The organism is Rhodothermus marinus (assembly GCF_009936275.1).
Taxonomy (GTDB): Bacteria; Bacteroidota; Rhodothermia; order Rhodothermales; family Rhodothermaceae; genus Rhodothermus; species Rhodothermus marinus_A.
Genome location: NZ_AP019797.1, coordinates 1 through 19,045 on the forward strand (window position 1 = coordinate 1; position 19,045 = coordinate 19,045).

Genomic DNA, 19,045 nt, shown 5'->3' on the forward strand with positions numbered 1-19,045 from the left:
ATGGAGCGAACACCGGAGGCGATCTGGCATGCCTGTCTGGAAATCATCCGGGACAACGTCAGCCGGCAGAGCTTCAAGACCTGGTTTGAGCCGATCAAGCCGGTCAGCCTGACCGAAGAAGACGACCAGATCAAGCTGACGGTCGAGCTGCCGAGCCGCTTCTATTACGAGTGGCTGGAAGAGCACTACTACAGCCTGTTGCGGAAGACCATCACCAAGGTGCTGGGTCCCAGAGGGCGTCTGTTCTACAAGATCGTGATCGAGAAAGAGGACCCGCAGAGCGGTTTCGAGGGCATCTCGGTCAACATGCCGGCCCATCCTCCGGAGACGACGACACCCCCGCCGCCGCCCCGCACACGTCCGGTTTCGCCGACCGTACCGCCCGGTACGCCGGAATCGCCGGTAGAAGTCGCCGAGCAGGAGCCGCCCGTTCCCGCCAACCCCTTTGCGATTCCCGGCATCATCCGCAAGATTCAGGTCGACAGCCAGTTAGATCCGAAGTACACCTTCGAACGCTTCATCGAAGGGGACTGCAACCGGCTGGCCCGCAGCGCCGCGCTGGCCATTGCGCAACAGCCGGGCGCGACCAGCTTCAACCCCTTCCTGGTTTACGGTGGCGTGGGGCTGGGCAAGACGCACCTGATCCAGGCGATCGGCAACTATGCCCGCCAGCACGGCACGGCCGAAACGATCCGCTACGTCTCCAGCGAACAGTTCACGAACGAGTTCGTGCAGGCCATCCAGCACAACCGGATCAACGAGTTTTCGCTGTTCTACCGGCACATCGATCTGCTGATCGTCGACGACATTCAGTTTTTCGGCGGCAAGGAGAAGACCCAGGAGGAGTTTTTCCACATTTTCAATGCGCTGCACCAGACGGGCAAGCAGATCGTCCTTTCAGCCGACCGGCCGCCCAAAGACATCCCCGGCATCGAAGAGCGGTTGCTGTCGCGCTTCCAGTGGGGACTGATGGCCGACGTGCAGCCGCCGGATCTGGAAACGCGCATTGCCATTCTGCGCCGCAAGGCCGAGGACGAAGGCATCGAACTGGGCGACGACGTGATCGAGTTCATCGCGCATCACGTCAAGAGCAACTTCCGGGAGCTGGAAGGGGCGCTGCTCCGGCTGGTGGCACACGCGGCCTATCAGCGCCGGGACATCGACCTGGCACTGGCCCGCGAAGCCCTGCGCGACCTGATCAAAGAAAGCCGCGTTACACTGACCATCGACCAGATTCAGCAACTCGTCTGCGAATACTTCGACATTGCGCCCGACCTGATCCGCTCCAAGACGCGCAAGCGCGAGATCGTCCAGGCCCGCCAGGTGGCCATGTACTTCTGCAAGCAGTTCACGCAGCACTCGCTGAAGTCAATCGGACTCCACTTCGGTGGCCGCGATCACTCGACGGTGATTCACGCCTGCCAGAGCGTGGAAAACCTCATGGAAACCGATCCGAAGTTCCGGGAAATAATCGAAGAGCTGCGGCACAAAATCTCGCTTTACAGCCGCTGACATCCCGCGATTTTTCCCTATATTCCAGCATCCCCTGGCCAGCTTTTTAAGAAAGCCATGCGTTTTACCGTATCCAGCAACGACCTGCTGAAGGCCCTGACGGCGGTGGCCGGTGTGGTGCCCTCGAAGGCTACCATGCCCATTCTGGAGTGCATCCTGTTCGAGGCGGAAGACGGCGCGCTCCGGCTGAGCGCGACGGATCTGGAGATCTCGATCGTTGAGCGGCTCCCGATTCAACTGGAGCTTCAGAACGGCAAGGAAGGAGCGCGCCGCGTGGCCGTCCCGGCCCGTCGGCTGCTGGAGACGCTCCGGGCACTTCCGGATCTGCCGGTGCAGTTCAGCGCCGACGAGTCGTTCAACGTGACGCTGACCACCGATCAGGGGCATTACAAAATGGTGGGCTTCGACGGCGCCGACTATCCGGCCCTGCCCGAACTGGACGAAGCCCATAGCCTGAGCGTCGATGCCGCCCTGCTGCGCCGGGCCATCCAGAAGACGGCTTTCGCCGTCAGCAAAGACACGCTGCGCCCGGCCATGATGGGCATCTTCTTCCAGGTGCAGCCCGAAGAGGGGCGGGTGGTGGCCACCGACGGCCACCGGCTGGTACGTCTCCGCCTGCGCGAGCTGGTCAGCGAGACGCCCCTGGAATTTATCGTCCCGGAAAAGGCCACGTCGCTGGTGGCCAAGCTGGCCGCCCAGCTCGACGGCACCTGCACGATCCGCGTGGACGAACGCCACGTGGCCTTCGAGATGGGACCGGTGCGCATCATCAGCCGCCTGATCGACGAGGTCTATCCCAACTACGAGGCGGTGATCCCCGTCGAAAACGACCGGCGGCTGGTGGTGGACCGGGACGCCTTTCTGTCGGCCGTCAAGCGCGTGGGCCTGTATGCCTCCAGCACGACCAACCAGGTGCGGCTGACGCTCGAGCCGGACCATGTGGAGATTGCGGCCGAGGACATCGAGCGGGCCAGCGAAGCCTACGAGCGCGTGCCCTGCGCCTACGACGGCGAACCCATGGTGATCGGCTTCAATGCGGGCTATCTGACCGAAGTGCTGGGGAACGTGGACTCCGACGAGGTCGTGCTGGAATTCAGTTCGCCTAACCGGGCCGGCGTGGTCATGCCGCACGAGCAGGCTGAAGGCGAAGACCTGCTTATGCTCATCATGCCGGTCATGCTGAACACCTACGCCTGATTAGCACAGCTCCGGTGTCTCCAGGCACCGAAGCCGCGTCAGGAGCTGTTGGGCCGCTTCGGTGTAGGGCCCTTCCTGCGCGGCCACCTCCTGGAGGGCCTGGCGCGCGCCGTCCACATCGTGGCGCAGGAGCCGGACTTTCCCCAGCAGCCACTGCGCCTCCTGTCGGATTGGGGACGACTCAGGCATGGCCGTCACCACGGCCACCAGAAGCGACTCGGCCCGGGCCAGACGCTCCGTGTCGTAGTGCGGGAAAAGCCCCAGAAACGACCGATAAGCCGTCCGGATCTCCTGAAGTGCCTCCTGATAGGTGCGTTCGGCCTCGGAGGCACTCGGCGCCGCTTCGCCCCGATACTGCTCGACTTCAAGCTGCGCCGGCGCGATGAAGCCCAGCCGCTCCAGCTCGGACTGCGAGGCCCGACTCCACCAGAACAGCCCCCCGTAAATCACCGACAGCACGACCACGACAAAGGCGCCGCACTCCACCCAGCGCCAGGCGGACCTGCGGGCAAGACGCCGTGCCGGTCGGTCCGGCGCACCGACCGGGGCCCGATCTCCTGCGGGCGTGGCAAAGGACGCGGGCTCCTCGGCCACGACAAGGGCTGGCTCGGTCTCGCGCTCCAGGCTGCGTCCCGTGAGGCGCTCGAAATGCGCCGGCGCATCGAATTTCCGGACCAGCTCGTCCAGTTGCCGGGCCATTTCCTCGCAGCGACGACGCAGCGTCGGATCGGCCTCCAGTTGCGCTTCCAGACGGGCAAAGAGCACGGCCAGCGACGGCGGAAGCGGTCGATCGGACAGGCGCCGGGTAACCAGATAGAAGGCCAGCATTTCTTCGGACATGGGACCCTCCGGCGTCAGGGGTAGCGATTGCAGCAAGGGCGTGATCGACTGAACGGCCTCCAGCAACTCCCGCCAATCAGGATCACGAAGGGCTTCCTGTTCAATTTCCCGCTGCGTTTCCCGGCTAAGCCAGGGATAACGCAGAATTTTATCGCCTAAGGTCTCTTTCATTATGCATTTCTACGGTCGTATCTGTTAAATAAGAACCCGAAAAGTTCTTTCTGTTACCTCTTTCGTCAAAATACCAGACCTTACGTATCCCGAATCAATTCTGTCTAAAGAAATTCCTGCAACGCCGGGTCCTGACGCAGGCGGCGAAAGGCCCGGCTCAGGTAGACGCGCACCGTACCCGGCGGTCTTTTCAGCCGCCGGCTGATTTCATGATAGGTGAGCCCTTCCAGCAGCGCCAGCCGGGCCACCTCACGGAGAAAGTCCGGAAGGCGCTCGACGGCGGCCGCAAGGACCGGAAGCAGCCGGGCAAGATCACCCCGCGCCAGATGATCTTCCGCCTCCGGCGCTTCGACAGGAGGGTCGTACGGCTCCGGAATGGGTCGCCGTCGCAGGGCGCGCAGATAGTTCAGAAAGGCATTGCGGCAGGCCGTGCCCACCCAGCTCACGAAGCGTTCCACTTCGCGCACCGAATCGAGCTGGCGGCGCAGCCGAAGGAACGTGTCGCCGATGAGCTGCTCCAGTTCCACTTCCGACAGGTGGGGCTCCCGGAGCATCCGGATCAGAAAGTATCGCCCCACAAAGCAGTAAAGCCAGAGTTCCAGCAGCGCCAGATCTTTCGGATGCCGGGAGGTGCACCAGCGTTCGTAGAGGGCCACCACCGCAGCCTGATCGTCCGGGTGGAACGGCAAGCGCGCCGCCAGGGCCTCCAGCCCGCCCAGTTCGTCGTGAACGGCCATCTTTTCTCCAGACCCGCTTTGCTAAAAGCTAAGCATTATTGCGTCAAGAATAAAGGAAGAATCACGCCCCCGGAAAACCATTTGCCTGAAACGGCGTGAGATGGCCTGCTTTTGCCCGGAGCGTGTGCATCTTGACACACACACGCGGAAACCCTAAATTTGGCGGCTACGTTTCCTGAAAACGACGTCCGGCCAGACCGGACGTTTTTATTGGCTTTCGACGAAGCGCCATGGATGTCAACAGCTACAAGACCTACAGCGCCAAGCCCGGAGAGGTTACGCGCAACTGGTACGTGATCGACGCCGAGGGTCAGGTGCTGGGCCGGCTGGCCTCGCGGATTGCCACGATCCTGCGGGGCAAGCACAAGCCCACCTACACGCCCCATGTGGACATGGGCGACTTTGTGATCGTGATCAACGCGGACAAGGTGCGCCTGACCGGCAAGAAGGAACTGCAGAAGCAGTACTTCCAGCACTCCGGGTATCCGGGAGGTGAGCGGCTGCGCACGCCGGCCTACATGCGCACGCACCGTCCGGAGTTTTTGATCGAGCACGCGGTCAAGGGCATGCTGCCCAAGGGACCGCTCGGGCGGCGCATGCTGCGCAAGCTGAAGGTGTACGCGGGGCCCTCGCATCCGCACGGGGCCCAGAAACCCATTGAACTCACGTTGTAACGAAGGCCTGCAGGCACGTTATGGCTACAGCAACCCTGAACCAGTGGATTGCGGTTGGTCGCCGGAAGACGGCCACGGCGCGCGTTTACCTGCGGCCGGGCAACGGCCAGATCACGGTAAACCGCCGTCCTTTTGAAGAATACTTCCCGCTGGAATGGCGGCGCAAAGTGATTCTGGCACCCTTCGAGGTGACGGGCACGACGGGACAGTTCGACGTGCTCGTCAACGTACAGGGCGGCGGTCTGACCGGCCAGGCCGAGGCCATCCGCCACGGCATTGCCCGGGCGCTGGTCGCCTACAACCCGGAATTCCGCAAGCCGCTGCGCGACGCCGGCTTCCTGACGCGCGACCCGCGCATGGTCGAGCGCAAGAAGTACGGCCAGCCCAAGGCGCGCAAACGGTTCCAGTTCTCGAAGCGGTAATTTTTCAATCACCCATACCTCCCGATGTCCGGTCGGGTGGCCGCCTGCGGGCGGCTGAGCCGGACAGATGACGGAGGTAGCGGCCCAACCCGAAACCAGCCATGAGCGAACACGAAACGCAACCCGTTCCCGAAACGGAAGCTTCGGCTTCCGAAGAGACGACGGCCGAAGTGGCCGAAGCCGCGACCGAAACATCGGCTCCTGAAACCCAGCCCACGCATCGCGTCTCCATCGAGGAGCTGCTCAAAGCCGGCGCCCACTTCGGGCACCTGACCAGCCGGTGGAATCCCAAAATGCGCCCCTTCATCTTCATGGAGCGCAACGGGATCCACATCATCGACCTGGTGCAGACGCAGCAGCTCCTCGATCGCGCGGCCGAAGCAGCCGCCCGCTTTGCCCGCCAGGGTAAGAAGATCCTGTTCGTCGGCACCAAGAAGCAGGCCCGCGACATCGTCCGCAAATACGCGGAAGCCTGCGGTCAGCCCTACGTCGTCGAACGCTGGCTGGGCGGCACGCTGACCAACTTCCAGACGATCCGCCAGAGCATCCGCCGCATGGAAGAGCTGGCCCGGATGGAAGAAGAGGGCATCCTGGACCAGCTCAAGAAAAAAGAGCGCCTGATGAAGCGCCGCGAGCGTGAAAAGCTGGAGCGGACGCTCGGCGGCATCGCCCAGATGGCCAAGCTCCCGGGCGCGCTGTTCATCGTCGACGTGGTGCGCGAGCATATCGCCGTCAGCGAAGCGCGCAAGCTCGGCATCCCCATCATCGCCATCGTCGACACGAACGCCGACCCGGAGCTGATCGACTACCCGATCCCGGCCAACGACGACGCCGTACGCTCCATCGAATTGATCACCTCGGTGATCGCCAACGCGATCACCGAAGGGGCCAAGCAGCGCGAGCAGGAAGAAGCCTCGCGTAAAGCGGAGCGGGAAAAGCGCGCGGCCGATGCCGAAGCCGCCAAGGAGACGCGCGCCAGGCGTCGCAAGAAAGGTTCCTGATATTCTCCGAACATAAACGACGGACATAAACAATGGGCATTTCTGCTCAGGACGTAAAGCGGCTCCGGGAAATGACCGGGGTCGGCATGATGGACTGTAAACGGGCGCTGGAAGAGGCAGGCGGCGACTTTGAAGCCGCCGTCGAGATCCTGCGCAAAAAGGGCCAGAAAGTCGCGGCCAAGCGAGCCGACCGCGAGGCCAAGGAAGGCCTGGTCGTTACGGCCGTGAGCGAAGACGGTCGGGCCGGCGCCATCGTCGAGGTCAACTGCGAGACCGACTTCGTGGCCCGCAACGAGGAGTTTGCCTCGTTTGCGCAGCAGGTGGCGCAGCTGATCCTCGAGCAGCGCCCGGCCGACCTGGAGGCACTGCTGAAGCTCCAGCTCCCCGACGGCCGCACCGTCGAAGAGGCGTTGATCGACCTGACCGGCAAGATTGGCGAAAAGCTCGCCATCCGGCGCTTCGACGTGCTGACCACCGACAGCGGCCGGATCATCTCCTATGTGCATCCCGGCTCGCGCCTGGCCGTGCTGGTCGAAGTCGTCGGCGATGGCCAGCTCGAAGAGGCCGGACGCGACGTGGCCATGCAGGTGGCCGCCATGAATCCCGTGGCGGTGCGCCGTGAAGAGGTGCCGGAGGAGGTGCGCCAGAAGGAACTGGAGATCGCCCGCGAGGCCGCCCGCAACGAGGGCAAGCCCGAGCACATTATCGATCGCATCGCGCAGGGCAAACTGGAGCGTTTCTACAAGGACCACGTGCTGCTGGAGCAGGCGTTCATCAAGGACGCCGCCATCACGGTCCAGGAGCGACTCCAGCAGGCCGGCATCGACGTGCGCCGGTTCGTTCGCTACGCCCTGGGCGAGTAACTCACAAGACGCCCACAAGCCCGAGCCGAACGGTTCGGGCTTTTTTGTAGCCGATCGGCTCCTGGCCCCGGCTGGGGCGTTGAATCCCTGCCCGAAAGGGCCTACTTTTCGGAAGCAAGACCCTCCGAGTCATGGCTGGCGAATCGGACACGTCGAACAACCGACCGCGTCCCCGTTACCGCCGTATCCTGCTCAAACTGAGCGGCGAGGCCCTCATGGGCCGCAAGCCCTACGGCATCGACTGGCACGTGCTGGAAACCTACGCCCGGGAGATCCGCCAGGTGGTCGAACTGGGCGTGGCCGTGGGCATCGTCATCGGCGGCGGCAACATCTTTCGGGGCGTGCAGAACGCCTCGCGTGGCATGAAGCGGGCCCATGCCGACTACATGGGCATGCTGGCCACCATGATCAACGCGATGGCGCTGCAGGACGCGCTCGAGCAGGCCGGACTCGACACGCGCCTTCAGTCGAGCATCAAAATGGAACAGATCGCCGAGCCGTTCATCCGTCGCCGGGCCATCCGGCATCTGGAAAAAGGGCGGGTGGTGATCTTTGGCGCCGGCACCGGCAATCCGTACTTCACCACCGACACGGCCGCCGCCTTGCGCGCGCTGGAGATCGAAGCCGAGGTGCTGCTCAAGGGCACGCGCGTCGATGGCGTCTATTCGGCCGATCCGGAACACGACCCCAACGCCCGCCTGTTCACCACCATCCACGGGCGGGAGGTAATCCAGCGGGATCTGCGCGTGATGGACATGACGGCCTTCACGCTGTGCCGGGAAGCCGGCCTGCCCATCATTGTCTTCAACATGAACAAACCCGGCAACCTGTTGCGCGTGGTCTGCGGCGAGCCGGTCGGGACGCTGGTCTACTGGACCGAAACGCCGCCTTCGTTTGCCGAAACCGCTCAGGCCTGATCACGAACCCAACCCGAACGGGACCATGGTGGCCATACCGAACGAACACCTGCAGCTGATTCTGGACGACGCGCGCGAGCACATGGAAAAGTCGCTTGCGCATCTGCGCACCGAGCTGGCCGCACTCCGGGCCGGACGCGCCACGCCGGCCATGCTCGAAGACGTGCGCGTCGAGTACTACGGCACGATGACGCCGCTCATGCAGCTGGCCAGCATCACGGCACCCCAGCCGGACCTGCTCATCGTGCAACCCTGGGATCGCTCGGCCCTGGGTGCCATCGAACGGGCCATCATCAACGCCAACCTGGGACTCAACCCCTCCAACGACGGCAACATCATCCGCATTCCGATTCCGCCGCTTTCCGAAGAGCGACGCAAGGAGCTGGTGCGGGCCGCCCGCATCCGGGCCGAAGAAGCCCGCGTGGCCATCCGCAACATCCGGCGACACGCCAAAGACCATATCAAAAAAGCCAAAGACGAGGAGCATCTTCCGGAAGATCTCTGTCACGTCGCCGAGGAGGAACTCCAGAAACTCACCGACAGCTACATCGAAAAGATCAATCACCTTCTGGAGCGCAAGGAGGCCGAAATCATGGAAGTCTGACGGGAGGCCCGGAACTCCCGGCCGACCGATGCCATAAAGTAGGGCGCTTGCGGAGAGGTGCCCGAGCGGTCGAAGGGGCACGCCTGGAGAGCGTGTGTACCGTTCACCGGTACCGTGGGTTCGAATCCCACCCTCTCCGCCAGGCCGGGTTGCCGTAAACCGACGGGCAACCCGGCTTTTCGTTTGGACCAACCCGACGTTGCGGCCCATGATCGCCAGCATGACCGGCTTCGGGCGCGGCCAGGCCGAACGCGACGGCTTTACGGCCACCGTCGAGCTGCGCTCGGTCAACAATCGCTACCTGGACGTCTCGGTGCGGCTGCCCCGCATCGCGTCGCTGTACGAACCGGACGTCCTGGCGGCCATCCGCCAGGCCTTCAGCCGTGGCCGCATCACCGCCCAGATCGATCTGAAGCTGCCCCCGGAAGCGGGCCTGCTGCCACGTCTTAACCTTGACGCGGCCCGTCAGTACCTGGCCCAGCTCGAAGCGCTGCGTGCGGAAGCCGGCCTGTCCGACCCGATCCGGCTCGAACACCTGCTGACGCTGCCCGACCTCTTCGAGCGTCCGGAAGTGCCGGAAGAGGACGACCGCATCCGTCAGGTGCTGATGGAGGCGCTCAGCCGGGCCATCGAGGCCCTGCAGGCCACCCGCCGCCAGGAAGGCGCCCTGCTGCAGGCCGACCTGGAAGCCCGCCTGGAGGCCATCGCCCGCCGCCTCGAAGCCATCGAAGCCCGCGCGCCCGAACGCCTCGTCGAAGCCCGCGAAAAACTGCGGGCCCGCGTGCAGGAACTGCTGCGGGACGATCAGATCGACCCGGATCGGCTCGAACTCGAAATCGTGCTGCTGGCCGATCGGCTCGACATCACCGAGGAATGCGTTCGGCTCCGGGCCCACCTGCAGCACTTCCGCGAGGCGCTGCAGGCCGAGGAGCCCAGCGGCCGCCGCCTGAACTTCCTGACCCAGGAGCTGCACCGCGAGGCCAACACGATCGGCGCCAAAGCCAACGACGCCACGATCGCCCTGCTGGCCGTCGAGATCAAAGAAGAAGTCGAAAAGATCCGCGAGCAGATCCAGAACATCGAGTAGCCCATGCCGGAGCCCCGGATCGTCATCCTGACCGCTCCCAGCGGAGCCGGCAAAACCACGCTGGCCCGTCGCCTGCAGGAGGCGCTGCCCCAGCTTCGCTTCTCGGTATCGGCCACCACGCGTCCGCCCCGTCCCGGCGAGCGCCATGGCGTGGATTACTACTTCCTGTCCGAAGACGAATTCCGGCGGCTCATCGAGCAGGGCGAACTGATCGAATACGAGGAGGTCTATCCCGGCCGCTTCTACGGGACGCTGCGCCGGGAAATCGAGCAGGCCAGCCGCGACCACCCCGTGCTGCTCGACATCGACGTCAAGGGCGCGCTGCGCGTCAAGGAACGCTTCGGCGACGAGGCTTTCGCCATCTTCGTGCAGCCGCCTTCGCTCGAGGCCCTGGCCGAACGCCTGCGCAACCGGGGCACCGAAGACGACACGACGCTGCGCCAGCGTCTGGAGCGCGCCCGTATGGAGCTGGCGATGGCCGATCGCTTCGACGCCGTGGTGGTCAACGACGACCTGGAGCGGGCCGCGGCCGAAACCCTTCGTCTGGTGCGCTCGTTTCTGGAGCGGCCCTGACCCCGATCTCTATGGTCCCGAAACCCCTCGCTTCGCTTGCAGGCCGCCATCTGTTGCTGGGCGTCACCGGGAGCATTGCCGCCTACAAGGCGGCCGAGCTGGTCCGGCTGTTCAAAAAAGCCGGTGCCGAGGTGCAGGTCATCATGACGCCCGACGCCACGCGCTTCATCACGCCGCTGACGCTCGGCACGCTTTCCGAACGCGAAGTGCTCGTCGAGCTCTTTCCGGAAAACGAACCCGGCTCCTGGACGAAGCACGTCCATCTCGGACGCTGGGCCGATCTGGCCGTCGTGGCGCCCGCCACGGCGCAGACGCTGGCCCGGCTGGCGCACGGCTTCTGCGACACCATGCTGGCCGCCACGCTCCTTTCGGCCCGCTGTCCGGTGCTGCTCTGTCCGGCCATGGACCACGACATGTACCACCATCCGGCCACGCAGCGAAATCTGGAGCAACTGCGCCGGTACGGCTACGAGATCCTGCCGCCGGAGTTCGGCGAGCTGGCCAGCGGGCTCGTGGGCGACGGGCGCCTGCCCGACCCCGAGCGCATCGCGGCGCATGTGGCCGCCCTGCTCGCACGACGGCATTCCCTGGCCGGCAAGCACGTGCTGGTGACGGCCGGCCCCACGCGGGAGATGATCGATCCGGTCCGGTGCCTGACAAACCCCTCCACCGGCACCATGGGCTTCGCACTGGCCCGGGCGGCCGCCCGACGCGGTGCCCGCGTGACGCTCATCACCGGCCCCACGCTGCTCCCCACCCCGCCCGGCGTCACCCGCATCGACGTCACCTCGGCCCGCGAGATGTACGAAGCCGTGCTCCGGCATGCCGACACGGCCGATTTCGTCTTTATGGCGGCCGCCGTGGCCGACTATGCGCCCGTCGAAACTTCGCCTTCCAAGCTCAAAAAAGAAGCGGACGAACTGGTGCTCCGCCTGCAACGCACGCCCGACATTCTGGCCGAACTGGGCCGGCGCCGTCGTCCCGATCAGGTGCTTGTGGGCTTTGCCATGGAAACCGACAATGCGCTCGAAAACGCCCGCGAAAAGCTCCGCCGCAAAAACCTCGACTGGATCGCACTCAACCGCCTGAACGAACCAGGCGCCGGCTTCGGCACCGGGACCAACCGCCTGACACTGCTGCACCGAAGCGGCCACCTGGAAGAGCTGCCCCTCCTGCCCAAAGACGAAGCGGCCGAAGCGCTTCTCGACCGCGTGCTGCGGGAAATCCCTTCCGGCTGAAATCTTCTCTTGTGTAACACGGAAAAACCCCGTAGCTTTTCGGGGTGTCGTCTTCATGTACTGCCCCGGGAGGGTCCATGCAGGAGCTGCTGCACGCCGTCCGTGACGCTCTGCTGCAGGAGTACGCGCTGCTGGGCCCGCTGGGCTTCTGGAAAACCCCGGTCGCCATGTCCACCCCGGAACACGCCCCGAGCAACCAGGACCTGTTCGGCCAGCCGCAGCCCCCGCCGGAATCGGCTCCGACGGATCCCTACGCCCGCATCGAGGCGCTGATTCCGCTCGAGTCGCCGCTGCGGGCCATGCGCACGCTCGACGAAGTGGCCCGCTACGTGGCCGAAACGGTCCTGATCCCGATCGACGCCCGCCGCACGAACCCGGTCTTCGGCGTCGGTAACCCCGAGGCGGATCTCATGGTGATCGGCGAGGCGCCCGGGGCCGAAGAAGATCGCCAGGGCGAGCCGTTCGTGGGTCCGGCCGGCCAATTGCTCAACAAAATGCTCAAAGCCATCGGCTTCGAGCGCGAAGAAGTCTACATCACGAACGTGCTGAAAAGCCGCCCGCCCCACAACCGGGATCCCCAGCCGGACGAGATCGAAGCGCACCTGCCCATTCTGTACAAACAGATCGCGCTGGTGAAGCCCCGGATCATCCTGTGTGTGGGGCGCATTGCCGGCAATGCGTTGCTGGGCCGGAACGGTTCGCTGCGTGCCCTTCGGGGCAAGGTGCACGACTTTCACGGGCTGCCGGTCGTCGTCACCTTCCACCCGGCCGCTCTGCTGCGCAATCCCCAGTGGAAGCGGCTGGCCTGGGAAGATCTCCAGCTACTGCGCGCCCACTACGATCGCCTGATGGGCACGGCAACGCGCTGAAACCTGCAGGAAAACCATGGCCGAGTTTGAGGAGCGTCCCCGGTTGAGCATTGGCGAAGAGGAAGCGCCGCCCTACCCGCTGGAGAAACTGACCGGCGGGCGACGCCGCACGCGTGCCCAGATTCATGCGCTGCACCAACAGGCCGGACGCGTGCCGCCCCAGGCCGTCGAACTGGAGCAGGCCGTGCTCGGCGCCATGCTCATCGAGCCGGAGGCGATCCCCCGGGCGCTGGAGATTCTGACGCCCGAGGCCTTCTACGACGGCCGCCACCAGCGCATCTTTCGCGCCATCATCCGGCTGTTCGAGCAGAACCGGGGCGTCGATCTGCTGACGGTCACCGAGGAGCTGCGGCGCACGGGCGAGCTGGAGCAGGCCGGCGACACGATCTACCTGAGTGAACTGACCACCCGCGTGGCCTCGGCGGCCAACGTCGAATACCACGCCCGGATCATCGCCGAGAAGGCGCTCCTGCGCCGTATGATCGAGGTGATGACGCTGCTCGTCGGCCGCGCCTACGATCCGGCCGCCGACGCTTTCGAGCTGCTCGACGAGGTGGAGGCCGAGATCTTCCGGCTGTCGGACGTGCACCTGCGTAAGGCCGCCCGTTCGATGAACGAGGTCGTCAAAGAGACGCTGGAGCGGCTGGAAGCCATTCACGGTCGACCCGGTGGCATCACGGGCGTCCCCAGCGGCTTCCACCAGCTCGATGCGCTGACGGGCGGCTGGCAACGGGGCGATCTGATCATCATCGCGGCCCGTCCGTCGATGGGCAAGACCGCCTTTGCGCTGAGCTGCGCGCGCAACGCCGCGCTGCACCCGCACTACGGCACGGGCGTGGCCATCTTCTCCCTGGAGATGGGCGCCGAGCAGCTGGCCCAGCGCCTGCTGACGGCCGAGGCCCGCGTCGATGCCCAGGCGGCCCGCACCGGACGACTGCGCGACGAGGACTGGCGCAAACTGGCCCGCGCGGCCGGACGTCTCTCGGACGCGCCGATCTTCATCGACGACACCCCCTCGCTCGGCGTGCTCGAACTCCGCGCCAAATGCCGCCGCCTGAAGGCCGAGCACGACATCGGGCTGGTGATCGTCGACTACCTGCAGCTCATGCAGGCTTCCCACATGCCGCGTAACGCCAACCGCGAGCAGGAAATCGCCCAGATCTCCCGCTCGCTCAAGGCGCTGGCCAAGGAGCTGAACGTGCCGGTCGTGGCCCTCTCCCAGCTCAGCCGTGCCGTCGAAACCCGCGGCGGCGACAAACGCCCCCAACTCTCCGATCTACGCGAAAGCGGGTGCCTTGCCGGAGACACACTGATTACGTTGGCCGATGGGCGACGCGTACCGATTCGCGAGCTGGTGGGCCAGCAGAATTTCTCTGTGTGGGCCCTGAATCCTCAGACGTATCGTCTGGAGCGCGCCCGGGTCAGCAGGGCATTCTGCACCGGGATCAAACCGGTCTATCGTCTGACCACCCAGCTGGGCCGAAGCATCCGGGCCACGGCCAATCACCGCTTTCTGACCCCTCAGGGTTGGAAACGCGTGGACGAACTTCAGCCAGGCGACTACCTGGCGCTACCCCGCCGTATTCCCACAGCTTCTACCTCAACCCTCACCGAAGCAGAGCTGGCGCTACTGGGCCATCTCATCGGCGATGGCTCTACCCTGCCATCTCATGCGATCCGGTGCGCACCCGCCCTTTTACCACACCTGGAACTCGCTGCACCGGTAGGAACTGACTTCAGAAGCGCAACCGTTTACCAGCACTTAAGTCGTGCGCTCGCGCTTCGCCCTGACGAAGCCGCGACCTGTCCGGAGCTTCGTCAGCCAGCAGAAAGCGATGTCTACTGGGATCCTATCGTTTCGATCGAGCCGGATGGCGTCGAAGAAGTGTTCGATCTGACCGTTCCCGGGCCGCACAACTTCGTGGCCAACGACATTATCGCCCATAACAGTATCGAGCAGGATGCCGACGTCGTACTATTTATCTACCGGCCCGAACGCTACGGCATTACGGTGGACGAAAACGGCAACTCCACCGAGGGTATCGCCGAGATCATCATCGGCAAGCAGCGCAACGGCCCGACCGGCACCGTGCGCCTGGCCTTCATCAACCAGTACGCCCGCTTCGAGAACCTGACGATGTACCAGCCGGAGCCCGGAACGCCCCTGCCCGAGACGCCGGATGAGACCATCCTGCCTTCCGGGCCTCCCGACGAAGCGCCTTTCTGAACGGAAAAAGCCCCGACGCATTGGGCGCCGGGGCTTCTTTTTGAGGTGACGGGCGGATTCGAACCGCCGTACGGGGCTTTGCAGGCCCCTGCCTAGCCACTCGGCCACGTCACCGTTTCCGCTCCGTCTTACGACAGAACAGACCCGCCGGATCCATCGGGGGCACGGCTAACGAGGATTTCGCCGACGGGTTCCGGCCGCTCAGCGAACGCTTACCCAGCGCCGACGGGCTACCAGATTCCCGGCCCGCACCTGGACCAGATAGACGCCGGGCGCCAGCTCCAGCGCGAACGCCCGCCGCCAGAGGCCGGCCGGCTGCATGCCTGCCTGATACCGGAAGACCCGCTGGCCCAGCAGGTTGAACACCTCCACGACCACCGGCGCGGCCACGGACAATCCGACTTCCACGTGCAACCGGCCGGCACCCGGATTGGGATACACGGCCAGCGCCAGATCGCCCGCGGGCTGCACGGTCGTCGTATGCAGCACGTAGCTGCGCCAGTCGGGCAATTCGTCCCGCGTCAGCACGCGCTCGCTGTGATAGACGCGCATCAGGCGATCCGGATCGACATCGCGCAGAAACGGATCGGTCCAGATCGAAAACCAACTCCACCAGATGCCATAGTCGGTGATGACCTCTACATCCGGCAACGTGCCCGTTTCGGTCAGCGCCACCAGTTTACGCCCGCCAAAAAGTGTCTGCAGCTCGTTCCAGTCGCCGCGCATGAGCGCGTCGGGGTCGTCGGCGTACACGTCCCGGCCCACGATGTCCACGTAGGCGTCGCCCGGATACCACTCGGCCGCGCCCGGCTCGTGCGTATACACCCAGATCAGGTTGTGCAGCCCGTGATGGTGCACCAGACGCTCGTAGAGCAGGCGCCAGAGCTGTTTGAAGGGCTCGGGGCCCTTCGCACCCCACCAGAACCAGCCGCCGGCGGCCTCGTGCAACGGCCGCCAGAGCACGGGAACGTCGGCCTGCTGGAATTTCTGAAGCTGGGCGGCAATCACGTCGATGTCTCGAAGCAGCAGCCGGTAGCGCTCCGAACTCGTGTCGGCCAGCGCCGCAGCCACGTCGAACGTCGTGCATCGGGTGTAGAAGCCGTACCACCAGTAGCAGTCCTGCGAGGGATCCTCGATCAGGTCGGTGGGGGCGTTCCAGTGCCACATGAGCGAAACGATGCCGTCCCGGCCTGCCCAGGCAATCCAGTCCTCGGGCGTCTGGTAGTGCACGACCCCGTGTGCTTCCCGCGTGGGCGAGTAGTCGATCAGGTCGAACGACACCAGGGCGGGCTCCTTGCCGGTTACATTGCGAACATAGTTGATCGCGTCGAAGTCGCGCCGGTAGGGATTCTGTTGCTGCCCGGCCAGGATATGCCGGCCGTACTCCGAAAGCAGAAAGGCAAAGAGCGCCTGCGCCGAGGCGGTCGCCTGCGAATCGCTGAGCTGCGCCGGCGGCCGCGCAGGCGGCCCGTACGAGACCGGCTCCAGGCGCACGTAGTCCAGGGCTCCGTTCATGAGCTGAAACGCCATCGTGTGTGCCCCCTCGTCCAGCCAGATCTCGCCGATGGAGGCCTCAAAAAAGCCCCCGCCCCGCTTGATCAGTGAACCGGTCTGGTGCCAGTCGTCCACCCGCAACGCATAGGAAGCAAAGCGTGAGGAGAAGGACACGCCGAAAAACACGCGATAGACACCACGGGGCGCCTCGAAGGAAAAACGCACGCTGTCTTCGGGGGCGTCGAAGCCGGTGACGTAACCACGTCCTGAATAGCCCGTCAGGGTCGAATCGACCGCAACGCCCAGCAATTCCCCGTCTTCGGCTTCGAGCCGGATCTCTCCGGCCACGCCGGTGAAAATCAGCCAGACCAGCAGCAGCGTCATGCGCCTTTTCGTTTTTTTCTAATTGATTGACAAAATATAACACCGGCGCATCTTTATCGGGAAAACGTCTAAAGCTTTTGGGACAGGCCATAGGCTTCCGGCGCCGTTTTTCATATTTTCCTAAAAAAGCCTGATTACCATGTGGCCCCTGCTGCTGTGGCTGATGCTGCTGCCGATGCCAGCTCAGACGCCCGCGCCGGTGGTTTACCGACTGGCGCTGGAGGACGAGCCGATCACGCCGGCGACCTTCCGATTCATCCGGCGCGGGTTGCGTGAGGCCACGGAAAACGGGGCGGTCTGCCTCGTCGTCGAAATGGACACGCCGGGTGGGCTCGTCGAGGCCACGCGCGACATCGTGCAGCTTTTCCTGCGGAGTCCGATTCCGATCGTCGTCTACGTGACACCGCCGGGCGCGCGGGCGGCCTCAGCCGGGGTGTTCATCACGCTGGCCGCGCACGTGGCCGCCATGGCCCCGGGCACGCACATCGGCGCCGCCCATCCCGTGCAGCTCGGAGGAGGACCGGCGGCACCGCCCGACACGGCCCGGGTCGATCCCATGTCGGAGAAGATCCTGAACGATGCGGTGGCCTGGGCGCGGGCGCTGGCCCAGTATCGGGGACGCAACGCCGACTGGGCGGCGCGGGCTGTCTCGGAAAGCCAGACGCTGACGGCCCGGGAGGCCGTGGCCCAGAATGTGGTCGATCTGCTGGCGCCTTCGCTGGACTCACTGCTGGTGTTGCTGGACGGCCGGAACGTGGCGCTCGACGGCCAGAGCGTAACGCTGCAGACGGCCGGGGCCACCGTGCACACGATCGAGCGCTGGTGGGGCGAACGCATCCTGGCGGCGCTTTCCAATCCGAACATCGCCTTCCTGCTGCTGATGCTGGGCTTCTACGGACTGCTGTTCGAGCTCTACACGCCCGGCTGGGGCATTCCCGGCACGCTGGGCGCCATCTTTCTGATGCTGGGCTTCTACGGGCTCTCCATCCTGCCGGTCAACTACGTCGGCCTGGCCCTGCTGGTGCTGGGCCTGGGCATGCTCGTGGCCGAGGCTTTCGTGCCCAGTTTTGGCCTGCTGACCGTGGGGGGCGTCGTGTGCCTGATCCTGGGTGGATTGATGCTCGTGGAAAGTCCGATGGGCTTTCCGAAGGTTTCGGCCGCCCTGGTGGTGCCGGTGGCGCTGGCCACGGCACTGATCGCGCTGTTTCTGCTGGGCAATGCGCTGCGCATTCAGCGCCGGCCGGCCCGCGTGGGCGACGAAACGCTGATCGGCCAGCAGGCCGTGGCGCGCGAAGACTTTGTGCCCGAAGGCGATCACTTCCAGGGCTACGTGTTCATTCACGGCGAGTGGTGGCGGGCCTGTAGCACGGCCCCGGTTCGGGCGGGCCAGCCCGTCCGCATCGAACGCCGGGAGGGACTCTGCCTCTGGGTTTCACCGATTGCGTCAACCTGAAAACCAACCAGCCGGAGGTGCGGCCATGCTTTCGTCGACAGGCATCGTCATCGGACTGATCGTGCTGTATTTCATCAGCTGCATTCGCATTCTGTACGAGTATCAGCGCGGCGTCATCTTTCGGATGGGCCGGGCCCTCCCCGAGCCGAAGGGTCCGGGCATCGTGTTCGTGTTCTGGCCGATCGACCGCATGGTGCGCGTCAGCCTGCGCACGTTCGTACACGACGTGCCTGAGCAGGACGTGATCACGCGCGACAACGTGTCAGTGCGCGTGAATGCCGTGGTCTATTTCCGCGTGGTCGATCCCATGAAGGCCGTGCTGGAGGTGGAAGATTACCGCTATGCCACCACCCAGCTTTCCCAGACTTCACTCCGGAGCATTGTGGGACAGGTGGAACTGGACGAACTGCTGGCCGAGCGCGAAAAGATCAACCGTCGGTTGCAGGAGGTCATCGACCAGCAGTCGGATCCCTGGGGCATCAAAGTGTCGCTGGTGGAGGTCAAGCACGTGGATCTGCCCGAACACATGAAGCGGGCCATGGCCAAGCAGGCGGAAAGCGAACGGGAACGCCGCGCCAAGGTGATCCACGCCCAGGGTGAGCTGCAGGCGGCCGAGCAACTGGCTCAGGCGGCCGCCATGCTCGAGGCGCACCCCATGGCCATGCAGATGCGCTTTCTGCAGACGCTCGTGGAAGTCGGCTCCGAAAACAATACGACGATCGTCTTCCCGATCCCGCTGGAGTTGATACGTCCGTTGCTGGAGCCAAAGAAGCAGCGCTGAA

General features: G+C 64.7%; 18 protein-coding genes and 2 tRNA genes. 16 read left to right on the top strand and 4 right to left on the bottom strand.

The genetic code is table 11. The features are described from left to right. Complete coding sequence (gene dnaA, locus GYH26_RS00005; protein ID WP_014065746.1) at positions 1–1,512, top strand: chromosomal replication initiator protein DnaA; 1,512 nt, start codon at positions 1–3, stop codon at positions 1,510–1,512. A 57-nt stretch (positions 1,513–1,569) separates the two neighbouring features. Next, a complete protein-coding gene (gene dnaN, locus GYH26_RS00010; protein WP_014065747.1) occupies positions 1,570–2,709 on the top strand; it encodes a DNA polymerase III subunit beta in 1,140 nt (379 codons plus the stop codon). Here dnaN and GYH26_RS00015 read toward each other — a convergent pair whose 3' ends face one another. Beyond that, entirely contained in the window at positions 2,710–3,720 is a 1,011-nt protein-coding gene (locus GYH26_RS00015; RefSeq protein ID WP_161539984.1) for a tetratricopeptide repeat protein, read from the bottom strand. Between the two features lie 104 nt (positions 3,721–3,824). Next, positions 3,825–4,457: an RNA polymerase sigma factor gene (locus GYH26_RS00020; RefSeq protein WP_161539985.1), complete on the bottom strand. Its 633-nt coding sequence runs from the start codon at positions 4,455–4,457 to the stop codon at positions 3,825–3,827. Positions 4,458–4,687: 230 nt separating this feature from the next. Here GYH26_RS00020 and rplM point away from each other — a divergent pair, with 230 nt between their 5' ends. The 12 genes from rplM to GYH26_RS00080 all read left to right on the top strand — a co-directional run bounded on the left by rplM (position 4,688) and on the right by GYH26_RS00080 (position 14,932). After that, a complete protein-coding gene (gene rplM / locus GYH26_RS00025) occupies positions 4,688–5,131 on the top strand; it encodes a 50S ribosomal protein L13 (protein WP_014065750.1) in 444 nt (147 codons plus the stop codon). A gap of 20 nt (positions 5,132–5,151) precedes the next feature. Continuing rightward, a complete protein-coding gene (gene rpsI, locus GYH26_RS00030) occupies positions 5,152–5,553 on the top strand; it encodes a 30S ribosomal protein S9 (protein WP_014065751.1) in 402 nt (133 codons plus the stop codon). A 101-nt stretch (positions 5,554–5,654) separates the two neighbouring features. Beyond that, positions 5,655–6,554, top strand: a complete 900-nt coding sequence (gene rpsB / locus GYH26_RS00035; RefSeq protein WP_242006498.1) for a 30S ribosomal protein S2 — start codon at positions 5,655–5,657, stop codon at positions 6,552–6,554. A gap of 32 nt (positions 6,555–6,586) precedes the next feature. Then, complete coding sequence (gene tsf / locus GYH26_RS00040; RefSeq protein WP_014065753.1) at positions 6,587–7,417, top strand: translation elongation factor Ts; 831 nt, start codon at positions 6,587–6,589, stop codon at positions 7,415–7,417. Positions 7,418–7,548: 131 nt separating this feature from the next. After that, a complete protein-coding gene (pyrH, locus tag GYH26_RS00045) occupies positions 7,549–8,334 on the top strand; it encodes a UMP kinase (RefSeq protein ID WP_161539986.1) in 786 nt (261 codons plus the stop codon). Between the two features lie 34 nt (positions 8,335–8,368). After that, positions 8,369–8,938, top strand: a complete 570-nt coding sequence (gene frr, locus GYH26_RS00050) for a ribosome recycling factor (protein ID WP_174238464.1) — start codon at positions 8,369–8,371, stop codon at positions 8,936–8,938. Positions 8,939–8,989: 51 nt separating this feature from the next. Beyond that, positions 8,990–9,080 (top strand) — tRNA-Ser (locus tag GYH26_RS00055). Positions 9,081–9,146: 66 nt separating this feature from the next. Beyond that, on the top strand, positions 9,147–10,025 hold the full coding sequence (locus tag GYH26_RS00060) for a YicC/YloC family endoribonuclease (RefSeq protein WP_161539987.1): 879 nt from the start codon (positions 9,147–9,149) through the stop codon (positions 10,023–10,025). 3 nt (positions 10,026–10,028) lie between these two features. After that, complete coding sequence (gene gmk / locus GYH26_RS00065) at positions 10,029–10,598, top strand: guanylate kinase (protein ID WP_014065756.1); 570 nt, start codon at positions 10,029–10,031, stop codon at positions 10,596–10,598. An 11-nt stretch (positions 10,599–10,609) separates the two neighbouring features. Then, a complete protein-coding gene (gene coaBC, locus GYH26_RS00070) occupies positions 10,610–11,836 on the top strand; it encodes a bifunctional phosphopantothenoylcysteine decarboxylase/phosphopantothenate--cysteine ligase CoaBC (RefSeq protein WP_161539988.1) in 1,227 nt (408 codons plus the stop codon). A gap of 77 nt (positions 11,837–11,913) precedes the next feature. Further along, a complete protein-coding gene (locus GYH26_RS00075; protein ID WP_161539989.1) occupies positions 11,914–12,705 on the top strand; it encodes a uracil-DNA glycosylase in 792 nt (263 codons plus the stop codon). A gap of 16 nt (positions 12,706–12,721) precedes the next feature. Then, complete coding sequence (locus GYH26_RS00080; protein ID WP_161539990.1) at positions 12,722–14,932, top strand: replicative DNA helicase; 2,211 nt, start codon at positions 12,722–12,724, stop codon at positions 14,930–14,932. Between the two features lie 43 nt (positions 14,933–14,975). On the opposite strand, the gene GYH26_RS00085 is transcribed toward GYH26_RS00080, so the two are convergent. Together GYH26_RS00085 and GYH26_RS00090 are read right to left on the bottom strand one after the other, a co-directional pair. Further along, positions 14,976–15,046 (bottom strand) — tRNA-Cys (locus tag GYH26_RS00085). Between the two features lie 87 nt (positions 15,047–15,133). Then, positions 15,134–16,810 (bottom strand): glycosyl hydrolase, encoded by a 1,677-nt coding sequence (locus GYH26_RS00090; protein WP_161539991.1) that lies wholly within the window; start codon positions 16,808–16,810, stop codon positions 15,134–15,136. A 139-nt stretch (positions 16,811–16,949) separates the two neighbouring features. On the opposite strand from GYH26_RS00090, the gene GYH26_RS00095 reads away from it, so the two are divergent. Further along, positions 16,950–18,263 (top strand): NfeD family protein, encoded by a 1,314-nt coding sequence (locus GYH26_RS00095; RefSeq protein WP_161539992.1) that lies wholly within the window; start codon positions 16,950–16,952, stop codon positions 18,261–18,263. A gap of 25 nt (positions 18,264–18,288) precedes the next feature. Then, a complete protein-coding gene (locus GYH26_RS00100) occupies positions 18,289–19,044 on the top strand; it encodes a slipin family protein (RefSeq protein ID WP_161539993.1) in 756 nt (251 codons plus the stop codon). Position 19,045 lies beyond the last annotated feature (1 nt).

What these genes read in the sequence shown, in the direction of transcription:
- dnaA (WP_014065746.1), top strand. Translation starts at nt 1, where the DNA reads ATGGAGCGAACACCGGAGGCGATCTGGCATGCCTGTCTGGAAATCATC.
- dnaN (WP_014065747.1), top strand. Translation starts at nt 1,570, where the DNA reads ATGCGTTTTACCGTATCCAGCAACGACCTGCTGAAGGCCCTGACGGCG.
- GYH26_RS00015 (WP_161539984.1), bottom strand. Translation starts at nt 3,720, where the DNA reads ATGAAAGAGACCTTAGGCGATAAAATTCTGCGTTATCCCTGGCTTAGC.
- GYH26_RS00020 (WP_161539985.1), bottom strand. Translation starts at nt 4,457, where the DNA reads ATGGCCGTTCACGACGAACTGGGCGGGCTGGAGGCCCTGGCGGCGCGC.
- rplM (WP_014065750.1), top strand. Translation starts at nt 4,688, where the DNA reads ATGGATGTCAACAGCTACAAGACCTACAGCGCCAAGCCCGGAGAGGTT.
- rpsI (WP_014065751.1), top strand. Translation starts at nt 5,152, where the DNA reads ATGGCTACAGCAACCCTGAACCAGTGGATTGCGGTTGGTCGCCGGAAG.
- rpsB (WP_242006498.1), top strand. Translation starts at nt 5,655, where the DNA reads ATGAGCGAACACGAAACGCAACCCGTTCCCGAAACGGAAGCTTCGGCT.
- tsf (WP_014065753.1), top strand. Translation starts at nt 6,587, where the DNA reads ATGGGCATTTCTGCTCAGGACGTAAAGCGGCTCCGGGAAATGACCGGG.
- pyrH (WP_161539986.1), top strand. Translation starts at nt 7,549, where the DNA reads ATGGCTGGCGAATCGGACACGTCGAACAACCGACCGCGTCCCCGTTAC.
- GYH26_RS00060 (WP_161539987.1), top strand. Translation starts at nt 9,147, where the DNA reads ATGATCGCCAGCATGACCGGCTTCGGGCGCGGCCAGGCCGAACGCGAC.
- gmk (WP_014065756.1), top strand. Translation starts at nt 10,029, where the DNA reads ATGCCGGAGCCCCGGATCGTCATCCTGACCGCTCCCAGCGGAGCCGGC.
- coaBC (WP_161539988.1), top strand. Translation starts at nt 10,610, where the DNA reads ATGGTCCCGAAACCCCTCGCTTCGCTTGCAGGCCGCCATCTGTTGCTG.
- GYH26_RS00075 (WP_161539989.1), top strand. Translation starts at nt 11,914, where the DNA reads ATGCAGGAGCTGCTGCACGCCGTCCGTGACGCTCTGCTGCAGGAGTAC.
- GYH26_RS00080 (WP_161539990.1), top strand. Translation starts at nt 12,722, where the DNA reads ATGGCCGAGTTTGAGGAGCGTCCCCGGTTGAGCATTGGCGAAGAGGAA.
- GYH26_RS00090 (WP_161539991.1), bottom strand. Translation starts at nt 16,810, where the DNA reads ATGACGCTGCTGCTGGTCTGGCTGATTTTCACCGGCGTGGCCGGAGAG.
- GYH26_RS00095 (WP_161539992.1), top strand. Translation starts at nt 16,950, where the DNA reads ATGTGGCCCCTGCTGCTGTGGCTGATGCTGCTGCCGATGCCAGCTCAG.
- GYH26_RS00100 (WP_161539993.1), top strand. Translation starts at nt 18,289, where the DNA reads ATGCTTTCGTCGACAGGCATCGTCATCGGACTGATCGTGCTGTATTTC.